This is a genomic window from Phycisphaerales bacterium, from assembly GCA_016716475.1.
Classification (GTDB): domain Bacteria; phylum Planctomycetota; class Phycisphaerae; order UBA1845; family Fen-1342; genus JADJWG01.
Window position 1 is genome coordinate 1,077,124 of record JADJWG010000001.1, and the last position, 18,303, is coordinate 1,095,426.

General features: G+C 65.9%; 11 protein-coding genes. 6 read left to right on the top strand and 5 right to left on the bottom strand.

From position 1 onward, the window contains the following. Positions 1-16: 16 nt before the first annotated feature. From IPM18_04455 to IPM18_04475, 5 genes are all read right to left on the bottom strand, one after another. Positions 17-790, bottom strand: coding sequence for a DotU family type IV/VI secretion system protein (locus IPM18_04455; GenBank protein ID MBK9118841.1), 774 nt, complete (start codon positions 788-790; stop codon positions 17-19). Beyond that, complete coding sequence (gene tssK, locus IPM18_04460; protein MBK9118842.1) at positions 787-2,208, bottom strand: type VI secretion system baseplate subunit TssK; 1,422 nt, start codon at positions 2,206-2,208, stop codon at positions 787-789. The genes IPM18_04455 and tssK overlap by 4 nt, the downstream gene beginning before the upstream one ends. Before the next feature lie 102 nt (positions 2,209-2,310). Then, positions 2,311-2,976 carry a hypothetical protein gene (locus IPM18_04465; GenBank protein MBK9118843.1) on the bottom strand — a complete coding sequence of 222 codons (666 nt, stop codon included), beginning with the start codon at positions 2,974-2,976 and terminating at the stop codon, positions 2,311-2,313. Beyond that, the gene (locus tag IPM18_04470; protein MBK9118844.1) at positions 2,973-4,163 is read right to left on the bottom strand and encodes a hypothetical protein; all 1,191 of its coding nucleotides are present in this window, start codon (positions 4,161-4,163) and stop codon (positions 2,973-2,975) included. Before IPM18_04470 ends, IPM18_04465 begins: the two co-directional genes overlap by 4 nt. Positions 4,164-4,398: 235 nt before the next feature. Continuing rightward, entirely contained in the window at positions 4,399-8,610 is a 4,212-nt protein-coding gene (locus IPM18_04475) for a hypothetical protein (protein ID MBK9118845.1), read from the bottom strand. Between the two features lie 248 nt (positions 8,611-8,858). Here IPM18_04475 and IPM18_04480 point away from each other — a divergent pair, with 248 nt between their 5' ends. The 6 genes from IPM18_04480 to IPM18_04505 all read left to right on the top strand — a co-directional run bounded on the left by IPM18_04480 (position 8,859) and on the right by IPM18_04505 (position 18,300). Beyond that, positions 8,859-9,029 carry a hypothetical protein gene (locus IPM18_04480; protein ID MBK9118846.1) on the top strand — a complete coding sequence of 57 codons (171 nt, stop codon included), beginning with the start codon at positions 8,859-8,861 and terminating at the stop codon, positions 9,027-9,029. A 20-nt stretch (positions 9,030-9,049) separates the two neighbouring features. After that, positions 9,050-9,223 carry a hypothetical protein gene (locus tag IPM18_04485; GenBank protein MBK9118847.1) on the top strand — a complete coding sequence of 58 codons (174 nt, stop codon included), beginning with the start codon at positions 9,050-9,052 and terminating at the stop codon, positions 9,221-9,223. Between the two features lie 107 nt (positions 9,224-9,330). Further along, positions 9,331-11,325: a hypothetical protein gene (locus IPM18_04490; GenBank protein MBK9118848.1), complete on the top strand. Its 1,995-nt coding sequence runs from the start codon at positions 9,331-9,333 to the stop codon at positions 11,323-11,325. A gap of 36 nt (positions 11,326-11,361) precedes the next feature. Then, the gene (locus tag IPM18_04495; GenBank protein MBK9118849.1) at positions 11,362-12,459 is read left to right on the top strand and encodes a hypothetical protein; all 1,098 of its coding nucleotides are present in this window, start codon (positions 11,362-11,364) and stop codon (positions 12,457-12,459) included. A gap of 379 nt (positions 12,460-12,838) precedes the next feature. Next, complete coding sequence (locus IPM18_04500) at positions 12,839-13,348, top strand: hypothetical protein (protein MBK9118850.1); 510 nt, start codon at positions 12,839-12,841, stop codon at positions 13,346-13,348. Further along, entirely contained in the window at positions 13,345-18,300 is a 4,956-nt protein-coding gene (locus tag IPM18_04505) for a thrombospondin type 3 repeat-containing protein (GenBank protein ID MBK9118851.1), read from the top strand. Before IPM18_04500 ends, IPM18_04505 begins: the two co-directional genes overlap by 4 nt. Positions 18,301-18,303 lie beyond the last annotated feature (3 nt).

The following is an 18,303-nucleotide window of genomic DNA, read 5'->3' on the forward strand; positions in this document are numbered from 1 at the left end:
CCGGGTGCTGATTTCCTCAGGAGTCCTGGGCTGCGGCCGCCGTGGTGGCGTCCCAAGCCGCTTCGGCCTTCTGGATGTCGACAACCGCCCGGTGCCAGGCGACCCGGAACGTGATCAGTGACGTGCCGATCACCAGCGCCAGGATCACCACGACGAGCGTCAGACTGAGCCCCAGCTTGTAGTCCACCTTGATTTCCTGGTTGTGGCGGTACGCGTCGGGGAACATCTCCTTCGAACGGGTGGTCGCATACGCCGGCAACCGGGTGAACAACCGCCGCGTATAGTCCGCCAATTCCTGCGGCCGATCGTGGTACTGCCCCTTGAATCCAAGGCGCAGACAGACGAAGTACAGTCCCAGCAGCTCGGCCAGTTCGGCCACGTCGCGACGCTGCCGGCGCTCGGCGAGTTCGTACTCCTTCTGGATTTCGTCGCAGTCCTCGAAGAACTTCTCACCACCGAGTGATTCAACGTGATCGAGGATTTCCGGGTCGGTCTCGAAGCGGTTGTCGAACCAGTAGTCGCGTCCGTCCCAGTTGGTATTCACCATGCGGTAGTCGATCAGGTAGACCATCATGGCCTTAACCCGGTCATCCCACAGCCGCTCCGCGGCCGGATCGCGTCGGGCCAGGTCTTCGGCATCCCGCAGCGCCGACAGCAGCTCGTAACGCGTCTGTTCCGACGCCGGCTGGTGCCCGTACTTCACCTGCCGGCTGAAGTTCACGAGATAGTCGATAATCGGCCAGCACACTTCGGTCATCCGGAGGGCCGGTCCGGTTTCGCGCTCGCTCATCGCCCACTTCCCTTCATGCACACGTACAACGTCGGGCGGAATTGCTCCAGCGCCGCCATCTGCCCCTCCCGCAGACTCATGCGGATGCCGCGTTCCTGCTCGCACTCCTGCCAGTAGTCCGTCCGGTCCGGTCCGATCGTCTTGTCGACGCGGAAATAGTGCAGATTGGTCCGCCGCGGCAGCACCCCGGCCGGAACCGACTTGATCTGCAGGCGCAGCCCGCTCACCGCCGTACCGGCAATACGCGGCGAGCGCTTCGGCGACGCCAGCTTCAGGTCGAACGTGTTGCGGATGTGCTTGTACAACTCGTCCACATCGCGGTCGTCACACTGCAGGCCGACGTACATGTCGAGGTTCTCGTCGATCCATTGCCGGTCGAGCTCCACTTCGAGGCCATCGCGCCCGCGCTCATCCTTCTTCCGCACGAACTGCCGCGAGAGGTAGGCCAGCGGCCGCAAGGCATCCAGCAGCAGCAGCAGGCGCCGCCGCAGGCGGTCCAGCGCTTCGGCCGGCCGGTCGTGGTCGTAAGCCGGCAGCGCACCGGGGACGAGGTCTTCACCAAAGACGGACACGTCACCGATAACCCGGGCCAGCGCGCCGAATGCGTCGAAGGGATGGACCAGGGGACTTTGCAACAAGGCGCGCAGCGCGGCCCGCGCACCGTTCAACGCGTGCAGTTTCAGGAGGTGTTCCGTGTTCGCTCCCAGCCCGTCCGTGAAGGCCATCTGGGTCTCACGGGCCTCGCGGGCAAGTACCTCGTTCTTGGCCTCCACCTGATCCGCGAGCGAGGTCAGTAACTGGCTCAGGCCACGGTCGGCCTGCACCGCCAGCAGTGGTCCCGCGCCGAGTTCGTCCACGTCCGGCACAGCGCCCGGGCGATCGGTGCGTTTCAAGCGGCAGACCCGTACGACCTCGAAACCGGTCATGTCTTCCCCGGCGGCAAACAATCGCCCGCGCATCCGCCGCACGTAGAGGGTTTGCGGATTAGCGCCGGTGTTCTCATCCCGGCGCGTCAGCGCGTGCGGCTCGTAGCGCGGCGTGCCGTCCACCCGGTCCGGCTCCTGGAGGGAAACCGCGTTGGCCCGCACCTCCTGCATCTGCGGCACGCCAAAATAGACCTCGACGGCTCCCCCACCGGCATCCAGCGCGGCTTCGAAGTTCAACGGCGCAACCTCGGTGTTGTCCGGAACGTGCGCCCACGTCCCGTCCTTCAGCCGCAGCACACACCGGTCCAGTCGCAGGACACAGTTCTCCAGCGGTTCTTCCGCGATCTCAAGTTCGACGAAGCCCCACGCGAAAGGCATGACCGCTTCCTGCGCCGCGCGCACAAGCGTCTCCAGCCGGCGCTGGGCCGCCTGGAGATGATGGGGCCGCAGGAACATCCCCTCGTACCAGTGGATCTCCGTCCAGAACGTCATACGCGGCGACTCCGCAGTCCCGTTCCTTCCGAACCCGCCACACCCGTGGCGCGGCCCCTGTGCGCCTGCGAGCAGCCCGACTCGCACGCGCCACACCGGCAGCTAGAGCTTGCGCGGTGAAAGCACTTCAATGAACTGCGCCTGGTCCAGCGGCTGCCCGGGGCGCACGCCGATCCGCACGTGCAGTTCCGCTTCATACGCGCCCGGCGGGTGGAAGGTCGCGGGAGCCACCGGCAGCACAACGCCTTCGCGATTGATGAACCGCGGGAACACGTAGATCACCGTGTCCTTGCTGTGCAGCGCACCGGCCCGCACATCGATCGCATTCTTCTTCTCAATCGGGGTTTCGCCGTCCAGCTTACCACCCCGCAGAGCACTGCCGATGTGCTTGCCAAAGTAGTCCGGGTCGTTCGTCAGGACGTAGATCTGCGACTTCGGCAGGTCAAAGGTCCGGCCCGCACTCTCACCACCCGGCTGCGGGCGGCGGGCGTACCAGTCCCGCGAAGTGATCTGCGAACCGGGTCGCAACAGCTCATTCCCGGGTTTTTGCAGATCCTCACCGTACACAACCACTACAGTCACTTCGAGCGGCTCGCCGGTCCGGGTAGCTTCCGGCCGATTCGCGTGCGGAGCCGTATTGATGTAGAGGTCCTGGCCGATCTTCAGCGTGCGGCCACAGCCGGGTGCGACCTGGAGCAGCAGCCCCAGCGTCGCTAGCAGCAGCCCACGATTGGAAACCGTCCTGCGCCTGCGCCCTCGTGTTTTCATGCGGCACCTCCCTGCCCGTGTGCGTACGCCTCTGCCAGCTTGCTGCTGCGCAGCTCGCGCATGTGCTGCTGGAAGAGATGATTCCCATCATCACGTAAATAGTCGCGCACCCGCCGATTTGGATCATTTTCCATTCCGAGTGGGCCGCGTAACTGGGTTTCCAATTCGGGCGCAACCGATTCGAGCGACGTGTCTGAAGCGATCAGCGTCGCCAGCGTCCACCGCTGGAGCGCCATCAGCCGCATCTTCAGCACGCCGGCGGGCTTGCCCGCCGTGGCGTCGATGACTTCGCGCACCACGTCCAGCAACCCCGGCGAGCGGGCATACACATCCCACGGACGAGCCAGCGCGGCGTTGTGCTTGATCATGTTTCCGAGGAACGGCCGCAGCCCGAGGTCGAACTCATGGACGAAACGGGTCAGTTCGATGAACGCATCGAACAGTCGCTCGGCGGCTTGAACGGGCGGCTCGGCCCCGCCCGTGGCGAGGTGCGGCTTGGCCCGGGCCAGCCGATCCCAAAGTTGCATGAGGAGTTGACCCGATTCCGCCCCCTGGGCGGCTCCAGCTTGGACGACCTTGCCCCGCAATTCCTCGATCGCCGCATCCTTGTCCTTGCGCAATTGCTCCAACTCGGTCCGCGCGGTCTCGATCTGCCGGGCGAGGTCGCGATTCTGATCCTCCAAGCGGTCCTGTCGCGCGGTGTCCCCCGTCTGTTTTTCCAGGCGCTGGAGCTTGATTGTGGCCGCCTCGAGCCGGTTCTCCGCCTCGTACAGCGCCTCGCTTTTCGCCGTCAGGTTGCTCTCGAGTTCCGTGATCCGTTCCTGGGCGGATTGCAGCCGGTTGCGCTGCTCGGCCACGATGCGATCGAGTTCCTGGCTCCGCGTCCGTTCGGCCTCGGCGTGCTTCTCGCGCAGGGCGAGGTCGGCCCGCGCCTGCGCCAAGGCATCTTCAAGCTGCGCTTTTTCTTCACCCAGACGCTGAAGTTTCTTGCCGAGTCCATCCCCATCAGCCGATGGCGGCCGACTGCGCGTCTCCTGCTGACCCGCCAATTCCGTGAGAAAGGCGCCCAGTTGCCGATACCGTTCCGGTTCAGGAAGTTTGAGAAGCACGTCCCCCAGCGACGCGAATAGAGCGGTAGCGCTCCCGCTCGAAGAGCCGTCGCGGCGCTGTCCTGCCGCCTCGCTCATCCTTCGGCCTCGAAATTCCAAGCGTGCCGGACATCGGAATGCCTGGGTCGGACACCTGCCAGCGAGAGTGCCAGCGTGCAATCCGACCGCGTGGCGCGCCGCTCCACAGCCCGCGAAACCACACTCCATCCGTCGCCGGGGCCCGACCCGGCCATGGCCCATGTCGAACACAACTCATGGCCGCCGCGCACTATAGCCCTGCCCTGTGAGGCGAGCAAGCCAGACGCCGACTGCCCTACGGGAAGACGCGCAGCATACCCCGTGCCGCCGTCAACTCGTCACCGAACGACATCAATCGCCGCTGCATCACCAAGGGCTGCGTCAGCCAGCGGTACCAGGTGGCGGTGTCTGCCGCGGGCGACGGCCTTGCAACCGGCCCAGTGGCGATCTCCGCGAGCAGCCGACTGCCACCTACCAACCACCGCCGACCATCTTCCGATGCAGGGGCATCGGCACACCACTCCCAGCCACCCAGCAGCATACCTGTGAGGGGCGCGCCGCCACGACTGCGCAGCGCGGCGAGAAACCACGCGTCCCGCGTCACCAGTGTGAGCCCACTGCCGGGTGGAAAGGCCGTCAATGCCGCGTTGAAATCCTCTACCGGCAATTCGTCCACATCGACATAGAATAGCTCCCAAGGCCGCAAAGCTTCGTTATTCCGCACAAGCCGTGCGAGGGGCTCTCCATCGCGCACGACACTGCCGAGGTCAGACCATACCGGGTCATGGGGAGCCACCGCGATCAACGCGAGCTGCCGGTCTTCATACTCCACAAGAATCGGGTAGCCCGTACTCGGATCACGTTCCGCCGTCGCCGCCTCGAAACGGCCTGTCGGCCGGACAGCCGAATCGTCATTCCAGGGTGGCGGCTGACTCGCGACAAGAGCGGTGTACTGCGCGGCACCCGGCAGATCGGGGTAAATCGCAAGCGCGGTGCGCGCCTCGGCCGCTTGGGCGTGAAAGAGGCGGAGTTCCCCCGCAATGGCGTGCGCCTGCATCGCGGCCAATGCCCCGGTGAAGCTACTCTCCACAGCATTGCGTGCGGCCTCGGCCGCCGCCAGAACTGCGGAAGCGTTCTCGTCCAAGGCAACCCAACTGTCAGAACCCACGGGCGCGAAGCGTGTGACGATCCGAACGTCCCCTCCACTCCTGAGCGGCCACTGCAAGACCACCTCCACGGCATCCGCAGGCAGCCCCGCCTCCACCGCAGCCGCAACGGATGCGCTTCCACCAGTTCCCGTGGCCGCCACGAGATTCGCAATGGCCGCCGAAAGTGCGTCATCTGCTTCGGCCAGTCCGGCAACGACAGCAGGCAGCACCACGGCTGCGCGGGGGTCTGCACCCTCCTCCAGCTCCCGAGCTACCGGCCAGGAAGCCAGAAACCGTTCGGCGGCCGACAACACGACGGGCGGGGGTTCAACCGAACCCGGACCCGCGTCCGGCCCCGGATCGACTGTGGGCGGTTCGACGGGCGCACCGTTCCCGTGGTTGGGTGTTGGGAGCACTGTTCCGTTCTGGAGGGGCTGTGCTCCCGGCCCGGTACCAGGTGTCGGATTGCCGTCTTTGTTACCACCCCCGAATATCACGAACCCGACAATCGCAACCCCAACCACGCCGGCGGCGACACCACCGATCAGGACTGTGTGCTGCGGCTGAACCTTCCGAGGAGACCGCTTGGCGGTTGGTACGTCATGGGTGGGAAGCTGAGTCTTGACCTCGGTGTCAATCGCGGCGGCAGCGGCCCCCAAAACCTGCCCGAGTTGTTCCTCCCAGCCCGGCGGAAAGACAAAGCGAAAATCCTGAGGCGACCAGAGCGCGCGCAACTCGGTCGAAGCCGACGAACCTTGAAGGCCAAAGACCAGCTCTTCCACCGGACCCGTGACGCGCTTCGGGGCGTTGATCTTCGCACCGCTCGCCTTGGCCGCGCGGCGCAATTCGCCGGCGAGTGCGTCCCGGCCGCGTTCCTGGGCCAACAGAAGCAAGTGGTTGAGGTGACCCACGATGTCGCTGGTCGGGATGGAGAAGGCAACCACGTCGACACGTTCGTAGCTGAGCGGCCCGTTGCCGAGAATCTGTGGCCCTGACAGCCCGGGCGCGCGCAGCACAAGATCACCCGAGCCCTCGAACGCTGCGGGCCAACCATCGGGCGTCAGGCGTGGCTCCCCCTGTGGTTCCACACGCAAGCCGCCTGCGTACGGCTTCAGCAGAGGAACACACTCCACCAGGTCCGCAACGGCGGTATGCCGCAGGGCGGCAGCCGCACCCGCCCGAAGCTTTTCAGCGAAGACAGTCTTGTCCGCAGGTTCCCAACCCAGCGTCGCCGGATTCCAGGCAAGTTTCACTTGAAGGGGAGGGTCTGACTGCGTAGCGCCGAGCAACCGTACCTCGGCGACAGCACTATCGACCGGAGGAGTTATCGCGGCACGAACATCCGCATCCGCGTAGACGCTCGCCCGCAGCGCCTCCGCGAATGCACCGATCTGGGACTGCTGAACCTCCGGCAACACCAATGGCAAGGCAGCCGCCACTGCCGCGGTCAGTTCCGTAGCGCCTCCCAGAATCTCGGGTTCCAGGCCGCGGAGCCGGAATACGATCTCCCCGCGGGCACACGGCGCGGGTGGCACACCGCGCGCCGGCCGCAACCGTACACGTACCGGCCCCCGACCACCGGCCTCCTCGTCAGGCAGGCCGAGCAGCACGTCTTCGACCAGCACTTCCAGCGCCTCGGGATCGAGGAAGGCAGTCTGCTCCGGCCGTACTGCCGCCCGCACCGCCTCCACGGCAAGGCCACGTACACGGTTTGTGATCTTCGGCAACTCACCGGCAATCACAGTGGCCCACTGGAGCAACCATTCCTTCTTCAGCTTTTCGGCCTGCTCGCGCCCGCGCGCGGGCCAATGCTCCACGTGCGGGGGCTCCCCGAGCAGGTCGACTGCCCCGATCCAGTCCCCGGCGGCTGCCAGCCGCTCCGCTTCGTTGAGCCAGCTCCGAACCTGCTCATGGTCCGTCTCGACTTGTTTCCGGCGGGCTTCTTCCTGCGCCAGCCAGCCCTCATACGCCTGCTCCACCTCAGCGGCGTAGGCACGCACCTCCGGCGGGCAGATGTCCTCGTCCGGACGCCGCGCAAAGCGCCGCGCCACCGAGGCCCAGTCATGCGATTCGTAGGCCTTCTTCAGTGCACGCTGCCACTCGCGCGCCCCCTGGATCCGCTTCTCCTGCCCGACCCGCTGCTCCAGTTGCGCAGATTCGGTCAGCACCGCTTCCGGCCAGTGTTTCAGGCGGGGGCGGTTCGTCAACAACTTGTCGGCCGACTCCCAATCGTCGGCCTCGGCGGCCAACTGCACTCGACGCAGCCAGTCCACCGCACGGCGCTCGTCCTCCTCGACCGCGCGGTGCGCGGCCGCATTGTCGAGAGCCGTCTCGGCGCGCAACGCTACGGCCGCAGCCCGGGCCTCAAGATCCGCCGGCCAGCTTGCGAGCGCGGGGCGATCCTTGAGCACTAGTTCGAGATCGCGCCAGGCCGAGCCGGCCAGCAGGGCCTCGAGCTGCGTGACCCAGCGCTCCGCGCGCTGCAGGTCGAGCTGTACCTTGTAACCCGCCGCCACAAGACGTGCTGTAGCTTCCCGCGCAGCCGGTCGCTCACGGGGCAGCCGGGCCAGGAGTTCGAGGACGAGTTGGCAGCAGGCCCGCACTTCGGGACGGGGGGAACCCGTCAGCGCGGGGGCACTGATGGCGATCGGCACACCGAAGCTCATCATGCGGGCCATATCGACCACGCGGTGCGCATCCGGGGCAAAGTGCAGGTAAGGATGCACGTGGGTCACAAGCAGGTGCAGCAGTAATCCCGCCGCAATCAGGTCGGACCCGGCCTCGAAGGTGGTGAGCGTGTCCTGCCCGTACTTGTCGGGGTCAATGAAGGCGCAGAGGCGATCGTCGCGTTCGAAGTTGCTCTCCGAGAGCACCTCCCACGCGCCACTCGCATCATGGCCGGCACTGACGGCAAGGTTAAGGTACGCATCGACACCAAGTACCTGGCAGATTGCCGGTGCCAGACCGAAGTCGGTGACTTTCAGCAATCCGTCGGCACCGTCGAGCACCGCGCCGGGGCAGAGGCCCCCGTGGACCACCGGGCGGCCGGCGGCCGTATGGGCGGACTCCAACGCATCCAGCAGACCGGCCGCGGTCCGCAACAGCACGTCCGGCTCGGCGGGGGGTTGGCTCGGATCGAAGAGCTGCGCCGTACGCCAGGGGGTCGCAGGTTCGTGCGGCAGGGCAAACCCGTTGGACGTAGCCGCCGGTGGACCGGTGTAGCGGAGTATGTAAGGAGACGCCGCAGCCAGCCGGTTCTGCGTCTGGACCACGTCGATCAGCGCACTCTCCAGACGGGCGCGCTGCGCGGCAGTCAGGTCCGGCGGCAACAACAGGAGGCGGCGGTGGGTGTCGGCCATGGCACTCCGTCGCACGGATAAGCGATCCCTACGAGGCCCAGCGCCGCACACGGCGCAGCAAACGGACCACAGTGTATCCCAAACCAGCCACGACCCAAGCGCCCGGGCGGAACGGGAGCTCGCACTTGACGCCCCGCGGTCCTGCGCAGTAGGTTGACCGGACGATGAACGGGCGGCGCCGAGCGTCCGACCTGTTCTCGGGGCCGAAGTACATTCGAGCGGGCGATCGACATGCGAGGAGAACGTCCATGAAGGCCACACGCGCGCTTCAATGGGTGTTGGGCTGCGGCGCCGGCGCTTGCCTACTGCAGGCGGGCGGCTGCCTTTCCAACGAGATCGTGCTGAATCAGGTCGCCAATATTCTCACCGATACGGTGTTCTTTCTCCTCGACAATGCGCTGGTCCGCCTGACCACCTGATCCGAGCGAGGAGCCGAGCTATGCGTAGTTTCTATCGACGAACCCTGGTGTGGGTAGCCGGCGGGGCGCTGCTGGCGCTCGGCGGTTGCGTCACCAACCAGCAATTCACCGACTTCACGCGTACCCAGGTCGCCCGCGTGGTCTCCGATCTATTCGGGCAAGCCATCCGGACGTTTGTCCAGGCCACGACGTAGCGGGGCTGCAAACCCGCCAGCGTCCGCCCCCGGCGGCACCCCGAAGCACGGCTCCCGCAGTGCCGCCGGCGGCACAGGCGCCCGTTCTGACGACAAGGAGCGTGGGAATGCCTCGATACACCGCCGCACCGGTCCTTCGCTGGTGGTGCGTCGCCTTTCTTTCCGCCGGGCTGACAGGGGGTGGCGTCGCGAGCGCACAGTCGCCGCCCGAACCGACTTCCGAGCCGCTCGCCCTGGTTGAGCTCAGCCGTGGGATCGAGGCCTATCTGCGGCAGGACAATGCCGCGGCAGCACTGGTCTTTGAGGGGCTGCTCGAGCGTTATCCCGAAGCGGATTTCCACGTCACCTGCCATTACTACCTCGGGCTCATCCGCATGGATGAAGGGCTCATGCAGGCGAACAACGCCCGCGGAGCAGCGGACGAAGCCGCGCGGGCGGACTTTTCGGCCCGCGCGATCGGGGCCTTTCGGCTGGCCCAGGACCATCTGAGCCGGGTGGTGGATCTCGCCGACCCCACCGCCCGCACGGTTGATGCCGCCCTGCTGCTTGGCATTGCGCAGCTCGCAAGCGACGACACCACGGAAGGCCGCGAGCAACTCATCGGGCTCGCTCAGCGGGCCGAACGTACGCTCGATGCCTACGCCCGCAGCGATGCCGGCCGGGGGGATCGCTTCGGGCGGTTCTATCTCGCCGTGGCCCGCTACCGGCTCGCCGATGCCTACCGTAAGCCGCCCCGTCGTACACTCGAGTTCGGCAGCGCCTTGCACTCCGCCGAGGAAAACCTGCGTGAAGCGCTCGCCCTCGCCGATGCCGAGTTGGCCGCCGAGACACTCACCGCGGACGAGTACGCCGGTTTTCGGACGGTCGTGCGCTATTACGAGGGCTTGCTCGCAATCCTCCGCCGGGAAAACTCCCAGGCGCGCGCCCTGCTCGTGGAGGTCGCCACCGCGGCCGGCGAGGTCGATCTCGGGGCCAACGCGCGCGACATCATCGCCGAGCTTGACCGTGTCGAGATTGCCAGCCCCCTGCCGATTCAGCTCCCCGTGCCCGCCCCCATCGGGCCGCTGGAGTTCGACGCCCGCCTGCGGCTTGGGAACTGGTACGACTCCAACGTCATTCTCCTCGGGCGCGACACGACGCTGCCGCGGGGCTACAAGCGCAGCGACGACTACCAGTTCGGACTCTCCGCGGACTTCAACATCAGCCGTTACATCAGCAGTGCCGAAGTCCCGTGGATTGGCGAGAGTCTCACCATCGGCATCGGCGGCGGCACGTCCAACCTGTGGCAGCCCAACATTCCCGAATTCAACGTCAGCCGCTATCCGGCCCGGGCCTTCGTCAACTGGCAGCCGGTCCCTGACATCTACCTCGGCTTCCAGTACGAATACTCCTACACCGAGCTCGGCCATGACCCGTTCATATCGAGCCATCGCTTTACCCCCGTGGTTTCCAAGGTCTGGCGCGGCGCACCGACCGAGACAGAACGGCGCGGCGCCGACCTCGGTCGCAGCGACGTGTACTTCATCCAGGATGACCGCAACTATTTTGACCCCCTGCCCGACTTTCGCCTCAACCGCGACGGTGTGTACCGGGCGGTCGGCTTCCGGCACCAGTTCAACCTCACTCGGGCCCGTAATCTCGGCTACATGCAGGACTACTTCAACCGTCGGCCGAAGGAGGCCGCCCTTTTCGGCGAAGAGCACCTCAGCTTCTACCTCGGGTATGAGTTCAGGGATGAGAGCACTGTCGGCACGGAGTTCTCGCTCCGCGGTCACTCCATGATCTGGGGTTTGCACGTCCCGCTGCCTTACCGGCTTGCCTTCGAGCTGGACAGTGAGTTCAGTTGGGCCGGTTACTCGGGCGCCAGCATCTTCGACTTCGAACGCAAGCAGCGCGACGACTTCCTGCAGCGCTATTATTTCAGCTTCGTGTATACCCTGGTCGCCCGGGGCGAATTGCCGGAACTGCGGACCCTGAACGCCCGCCTGCGGGCCGGCGTGGAGATGACCTTCCAGGATTCCAATATCTGGAATCGTCTCGGCCAGGATATCTATGAGTATGGACGCACCGTGTACGGCGTCCAGCTCGAGGTCGATTTCTAGACCCCGCGCGGTCGCAACCCCGCGGAGGATTTTCCCATGGTCCGCATCTTGCTCCGTTCCGCACCGCTCGCCCTGCTGCTGCTGTGCACGGCTGTCCACGCCGAAGCCGAGTTTCTCGTCACCGGCCAATCCCGCCCCGGTGCGGCCACCTTCACCGCCGAAAACGCCGCCGCCGCGGAATTGCGCGTTGGCGATCGCGTCGGGGCGGGACGCATCACGGTGCGCAGCGAGGGCCAACTCATGCTCTTCGAGCCCAGCGGCGCCGTGGTGGTTTTGTTGGGCGACACGATCTTGGAGGTGCGTCCCGAGCCCATGCGCGGTGAAATCCTGCTCGAGCTGCATGCCGGGCGCGCCATGACCATTTCCGACCGCCCTCCGAACGCCACCCCGGCCCTAGTGCTGGTACTGGCGCTCGGCGACGACGAGGCGGCTTACGCCTACGTGCCGGTGATTCCCGGCCAGGTGTTTGGCGCCGTAGATGAGGCCGGCGGGCGCATCGGGTTCACGGTGCTCGGAGACGCCGCCGAGTTGTCCATCGAATACGGTGAGCGCGTGGTAACACTTGTCGATGGACAGCGTGCCGAGCTACGGGCGGGCCAGGCCGCCACAGTCAGCGAACTCGGGCTCCTGCCGCTCGAACTCGGCTTCACCGCCGCATTCGGTCGGGAACTCGGCGTCGAGTCCGCGCGCTATTCACGCGGCGCGGTCGAGGTCAACCTCTTCAACAACATCATTCTGTGGGATCGCTTCGCCGAATCCCGCTACGTGACCGCCCGCATCCAGGAACCACCGTTCAACCCCGAAATCCGGCAGACGGTCCAATCCGTATCTCTGCCCGCACGCACCACGGCCCGTGTCGAACGACCGACGACGGTCCCGTTCCCCGCTGCGAATGAGGTGCCCTTTCTGTCACCCGCAGCCGCTTCGGTGCAAAACGTGCGGAACGTGGGCCAAGGTGTGACTGCAATCGAACTGAACCGCAACGCGGCCAACCTGCTGATCGCAACTGGCAGCCGGGGACTCGGTTTCGGCGGTTTGCGACAACTGACGATACCAGGTTTCACCGGCGGAACGCGAACACCGGCTCCGGCCGGACTTGGTGCGGAGCGAACACAGATCTCGAGCCCGCGTTAGCGGACGAAACCGGTCATGGGCGGCGAGTGCCCAGGCGGATGTGAGCGTCCCATAGCTCGCAATGCAGAGGTACCCGCACCCGAATTTTGTGGAAACGCTCACGAGGATCGTTCCACTGCGGGTAGAATGAACATCGTGGCCGAGTCTCTCGGGTCCACGCGTAGCACTGTCAGCCCGAGCTGGCCTGCTCGAGAGGATGGTGCGTAGCGTGCGATCGGCAGAGCGCCCAAACAAGCACGCACGGAGGCGTCACCGTCAATTGGACGAGCGCTGCGCTTATGCGCAGTGCAATGTCGTTTTGCGAGGAACTGGCGCGGCCGCTGGCGGCCGCGCAGCGGGCCCGTCGCCGGCGCGACCGGGCGTGCGGAGGTAGAGCGTCATGATGCGTCGCAATTTCGTGCTGAGCGCGGTACTGACCGCGGCGGTACTCGTGCATGTTGGCTGGGCCGACGAAGTCACTCAAACCGGCAACTTGAGCGTCAGCGCCGATTGCCGCTTCAATGTGAACTGCTTTGGGGGGTTGACCGGTGCGCCGGCCACGTTCCCCGTCGTCAGCGAGACCTCCGGCCCCGGCGAATGGGCGGTGGGCAGCGTCATCCGCCTCCTGGCGCCCGCGGGCTTCGAGTTCGACACCACCGGAGGCAATGAACCCATTGCGACGGAGTTATCCGGTGACGCAACGTTCGCACTGACGGCCGCGCCGACAGTGACCGCCAACACGGTGGAGTTCGAGGTGGCCGCGGTAAGCACGGTCAACAACGCCGAATTGCGCATCTCGAATATTCGTCTGCGCCCAACCACCGATGCCGCCGCGAACGTCGCGAACAGTCCGCACACGCTGCAAGTCGAAGCGGACGGCTCCGACCCGGGGAACCGACTAACCTGTTGACACCGCGCGATCTTGTCACGGTCACCGTGACCCCGGGCGTCGCGGTGGTTGTCCAACCCGAGGAACTCATCCCCGCCACGCCCCGCGCCAACGAACCGTTCACCGTCCGCATCCGCACCCGCGACGCAGCCGGGAACCTTGCGAACGTGGTTGCCAATACTGGTGTGCAACTCCTGCGAACCAGTGGAACCGGCACGCTGGCGCTCGATGGTGGCGGCGCGCTCGTCGAAACCATCGCCGCCGGCACGAACGAAGTCGATCTTGTCAACGTGATCTATGACCGCGTTGAGGCGGCCGAAATCAACACCAACCGCCTCAGTGGCGATTTCCTGGCCACCGGCACGCCACTGGCACTCGCGGTGGACCCGCATGATCCCGCCACACTCGTTTTCCAGGCCCTCGGAAACCAAGTGGCCGGCACGAATTTCAACGTGACCGTGCTGGTGCGCGACGCCTTCGGCAACGCGAGCCCCGTCGCCGCGAACACCACGGTGAACCTTGCACTTGTGACCGGCACCGGCACCCTCACGGTGGTCGCGCCGCCGGCGCTTATTACGGCCGGTACCAGCCAAGGCACCTTTGCCGTGTCGTACAACCGCGCCGAGAATGGCGTCGTGCTTTCGGTCGCCGACGCTGCGGCCGTGCTGACCGGCAGCAACTCGAACGCCTTCAACGTCAGTGCCGGTGCGGCCGCCGAACTGGTGTTCGACGCCATCGGGCCGCAGCGGGCTGGCACCGCGAACGCCTTCAATGTGACAATTCGGGTCCGCGATGCGGACGGAAACGCCACGACGGTGGCTGCGAACACAACGCTCAACCTGGGCGTTTCGGCCGGTACGGGCGTGCTGTCGGTCGTCGCGCCACCGGTGGTTATCCTCGCAGGCAACAACAGTGTTACGACGGCCGTGTCCTACAATGTGGCCGAAGCAGGTGTCCAGCTCAGTGCCGCCGACGCGGCCGCGGTACTCGGCGCGGCGGTGTCGAGCAGCTTCCCTGTGACGGCGGGCGATCCCGCCGCTCTGGAACTGACACCCCTCGCCAACCAGATCGCAAACGCACCCTTCGCGGTGACGGTGAATGTGCGGGATGCGGACGGGAACCTCGCCCCGGTGACCGCCCCGACCCAGATTTTCCTGAGTGTGGTCACCGGTGCCGGTGCGATTACGCACCCGGCCGCCACACTGACGATCGGCGCCAGCTCGATCGTCATCAGCAACGTCGTGTATGACACGGTCGAGGCCTCCGGCTTCCTGGTGGAAATCCAGGCGGACGACCTCGGGCCGCTTACGCCGGCGGTGTCGAACGGCTTCGAAGTGCGTTTCGGCACAGCCGTCGGCCTCGTCTTCGGACAGCAGCCGTCCCCCGCCGCGCCCAACACGGATATTGTGCCGGCTGTCACGGTGCGCGTCGTCGATGCCTTCGGTAACACCGATGAGAGTTCGAACGGCGCAAACGTGCTGCTGAGCCCGCTGCCGCCGAACGCGGCACTGCCGATTGCCGGCAACAATGCCCTGACGGTCAATGGCATCGCCACCTTCGCGAACCTGCAGATCGGCGTCGACGCGAACGATGTGCAGTTGGGCGCCTCGTCCGGCGGGCTGGCGGATTCGCCGGCCTCGAACCCCTTCGACATCAGCCAGGGTACCAACCTGCGTGCCCTGCCGATTCAGGTCGGCCAGCCGACACCCGGCGGCCAGACCCTCGTCACGCTCTCGTACAGCGTGAATGCAGTTGCTACGGTGCCGGAGTTCTCGCTGCGGTTCTTCCTCGATCGGAACGGCGATGGCTTGTTCAACCTGGCCGATGGCGACGTGGATCTCGCCGGCCTGATTCCCGCCGGGCTCGATCCCTCGATTGCGCTCAATGCCCAGGTCCGCACGCCGGGCATCCACGACATCACCAACCTCGACATTCGTCCGCTGCTGGACGGCAACATCGAGCACGCCGACCAGCTCGTGTTCGAACTGGTCGTGCCGTTTGCTGAACCCGGCGATACCAGCGGCGGCACCGACAACACCGCCACCGCGACCTTGGCGGTGGACCTGCTTGCCCGGGCCGTGAACGCCCTCAACCCGGCCGCCACGTTGTACCGCTACGAGGTGGTCAGCCCCGTCGATGTACCCGCGTATGATCTTGAGTTCTGGCTCGTGCGCGGCGGTGCGCCGACGGTGCTGCTCGCCACGGTCGCGGCGGATGTGCGCCCCGGCCTGCATGAGGATGTGGTCAATCTTGCCGCGGCGCTTGCCGCCGCGGGCGTCGGACAGGGTGACCTTGTCCGGCTGCTCGTCAACCCGGGCACCACGGTGGTCGAGAGCGACGCCCTCAACAACGCAGCGGACAGCGCGCCCTACACGGTGGACCTCGTGGCGCTGTCGACGAATGCGGACGACGTCGAGAGCGTCATCGCCCGCTACGAAGTGGTCAGCCCCGTAGCTGTGACCGCCTTCACTGTGCGCCTTTCGCTGGTGCGTGGCGGCGTGGCGCTGGTGCCGCCGCTCGCGACGGCCGTAGGCAATACCGCCCCTGGACAACATCAGATCGTATTCAACGCCCGTGCCGGACTCGACACGTTCCGGGTGCAGAATGGCGACCGTATCGTCGCCGAACTCGTGCCGGATGTGCCACTCGTCGAGAACTCCACCGACAACAACCGCGCCGACGCAACGCCGCTCGCCGTCGACATTCGCATCGATGCCGTGCAGATCAACGCAAACAACCAGAATCGCACGACCTTGACCTACGCGGTCGCAGCGCCGGCACAGGTCCCGCCCTTCTTGGTCGAACTGGGTCTCGGCGGCCCGGGCAGCAATCTGGGCAGCGTCACCGGCAACACGAACCCCGGTGTCTTCACGGTCGAGTTCGAGATCGCCGCCGGACTCGTGGCCCTTGGTGTGGACGGTGGGCAGGCGTTTGATGTCACGGCCCGCGTTCGACCCACCGGCGCCTTCGACCAGCCGATCTTCAACGACCAAGTCAGCGCGACGGGCACCTTCCGCCGTGACCTGTTCCTCACATCGGTGAATTACGCCGGTACGCTGCTCGACACCGATTTCTCCATCGACGTTTCGTACGGCGTGGAAACCAACGGACCGCCGGCCGACTTTAACATCGGCGTCTACGCCGTGCAGAACGCGGCCGGTGCAGCGGAGGTGCTGTTGCGGCAGGTGCTCATCACCGGTCCGGACAGCGTGTCCGGGTCGCGGACAATCACCCTCGCCAACTTGCAGGTACGCCGCGATGACGGCTTTACCACGGGCGATTTCTTCCTGATCGTGCGGATCGACGACGGCGACTTGCTCAGTGAGGACAACGAGGACAACAACACGCTGATCCTCTCGAACGCCTCCGGCGACCCGAGCCTGATCGACCTCGATGGCGACGGCCTGTCCGCCGCCGAGGAGGCCGCCGGCTTTGAAATCCCCTCCGGGACCGTGTTCCGCGCGGACGATGCGCCGCAGCAGCTCGGCCAGTCGATCCCGAACACCTCCACGTTCACGTCGGACCTGTTCGTCGATACGGATGGAGATGGGATTCCTGACTGGCTCGAGCGCCTGACGGGTACAAACCCGAACGATGCGGATACCGACGGTGACGGCATTCCCGACGGCGAGGAGGATCTGAACCAGAACGGGATCTACGAACCGGAACTGGGCGAGACCGACCCACGCAACTGGGATTCCGACGGTGACGGGTTGAGCGACTTCGAGGAAACGCGTCTCGGCTTCACGATCAGTTTCTATCCACCGGGCTCAACCTCCGGGCGCTTCGCGAATGCCGTGGTGGTTCGCATCTTTACCGATCCGAACAATCCGGATACCGATGGCGACGGTATGAGTGACTGGGACGAGGTCGCGACGTTCGCGCGTGAAGCCGCACTCGACGGCAGCGTGCCCGGAACCGACCTGCTGCGGATCTCCGCCCGCGCCGGACGACTGGTGTACGGTCCGGGGGTCGACCTCGCGACACTACCGGAGGCCGACGTGCGTCGCACCGGAGCGATCCCCAGTGTTCGGCCCAAGCCGACCTGGGGGATTCGCACAGCTCCGGCGAATGCGGCGGTCACACTCGCCGACGGCCGGCAATTCCTGTTGGCCGGGCAGGACACGGACGGTGACGGGCTGCTTGATCCCGATGATCCGGCCCCCCAGATTCACCCGGCGCGCTGGGGCTTTGACGGCAACGGCGATGACGTGTTCGACGAGTCGGACCTTGTATTGCTCCGCACCAGTATCGAGACGGATCCGCTCATCAGCGCAACGGACCGGGCCCGGCTGCTGGCGGACTTCCCGCCGAACGTGCTCAGCTTCCAGCGGCGGCTGCTGGACTTCGATCAGGACGGTGATGGCTTCCTCGAAGCACCCGATTCGAACGGTGACGGCTTCCCGGACTTTACGCGCTTCAACGAGGCCACGCTGGAATTCGCCTTCAACATCGACTTCAGCAACGACGGCACACTCAACGACGGCTTCGATGTCGGCGGCCTGACCGCTGCCGGGGAGAGCCCCATCGATCCACGCTGTGGCAGCATCACGGCCGAGCAGACCCTCTACGGCACCTACCGCGTCATCCGTGGCGAGGGTGGCGTCGTTTTCGGCGATGGCCGCATCGATCTCGTCGATTCCACCGGCCTCCTGATGCCGACGGACAACTGTCCGACCGTGTTCAACCCGGACCAGTTCGACTTTGACGGTGACGGCCTGGGTGATGCCTGCGATGCCGACCGCGACAACGATGGGATTCCGAACGAATCCGATCCGGTGGACCAGGCGCCTGGCAGCCGCTGCTCGACCCCGAACCCGACCTTTACCGGTGGACCGGTACTCTGCGGTGCGGGCGTGTGTGGCTTCGGCATGGTGCCGGCGGTGGTCGGTACGCTGTTGGGACTCGGCGGCCTGCGTTTCCGCCGGGTCTGGCGCCGGCAACCCCGTTGCGGCGATGCGGCTGGGTTGTAGAAG

Coding starts and splice junctions, on each gene's coding strand:
- IPM18_04455 (MBK9118841.1), bottom strand. CDS start 790: ATGAGCGAGCGCGAAACCGGACCGGCCCTCCGGATGACCGAAGTGTGC.
- tssK (MBK9118842.1), bottom strand. CDS start 2,208: ATGACGTTCTGGACGGAGATCCACTGGTACGAGGGGATGTTCCTGCGG.
- IPM18_04465 (MBK9118843.1), bottom strand. CDS start 2,976: ATGAAAACACGAGGGCGCAGGCGCAGGACGGTTTCCAATCGTGGGCTG.
- IPM18_04470 (MBK9118844.1), bottom strand. CDS start 4,163: ATGAGCGAGGCGGCAGGACAGCGCCGCGACGGCTCTTCGAGCGGGAGC.
- IPM18_04475 (MBK9118845.1), bottom strand. CDS start 8,610: ATGGCCGACACCCACCGCCGCCTCCTGTTGTTGCCGCCGGACCTGACT.
- IPM18_04480 (MBK9118846.1), top strand. CDS start 8,859: ATGAAGGCCACACGCGCGCTTCAATGGGTGTTGGGCTGCGGCGCCGGC.
- IPM18_04485 (MBK9118847.1), top strand. CDS start 9,050: ATGCGTAGTTTCTATCGACGAACCCTGGTGTGGGTAGCCGGCGGGGCG.
- IPM18_04490 (MBK9118848.1), top strand. CDS start 9,331: ATGCCTCGATACACCGCCGCACCGGTCCTTCGCTGGTGGTGCGTCGCC.
- IPM18_04495 (MBK9118849.1), top strand. CDS start 11,362: ATGGTCCGCATCTTGCTCCGTTCCGCACCGCTCGCCCTGCTGCTGCTG.
- IPM18_04500 (MBK9118850.1), top strand. CDS start 12,839: ATGATGCGTCGCAATTTCGTGCTGAGCGCGGTACTGACCGCGGCGGTA.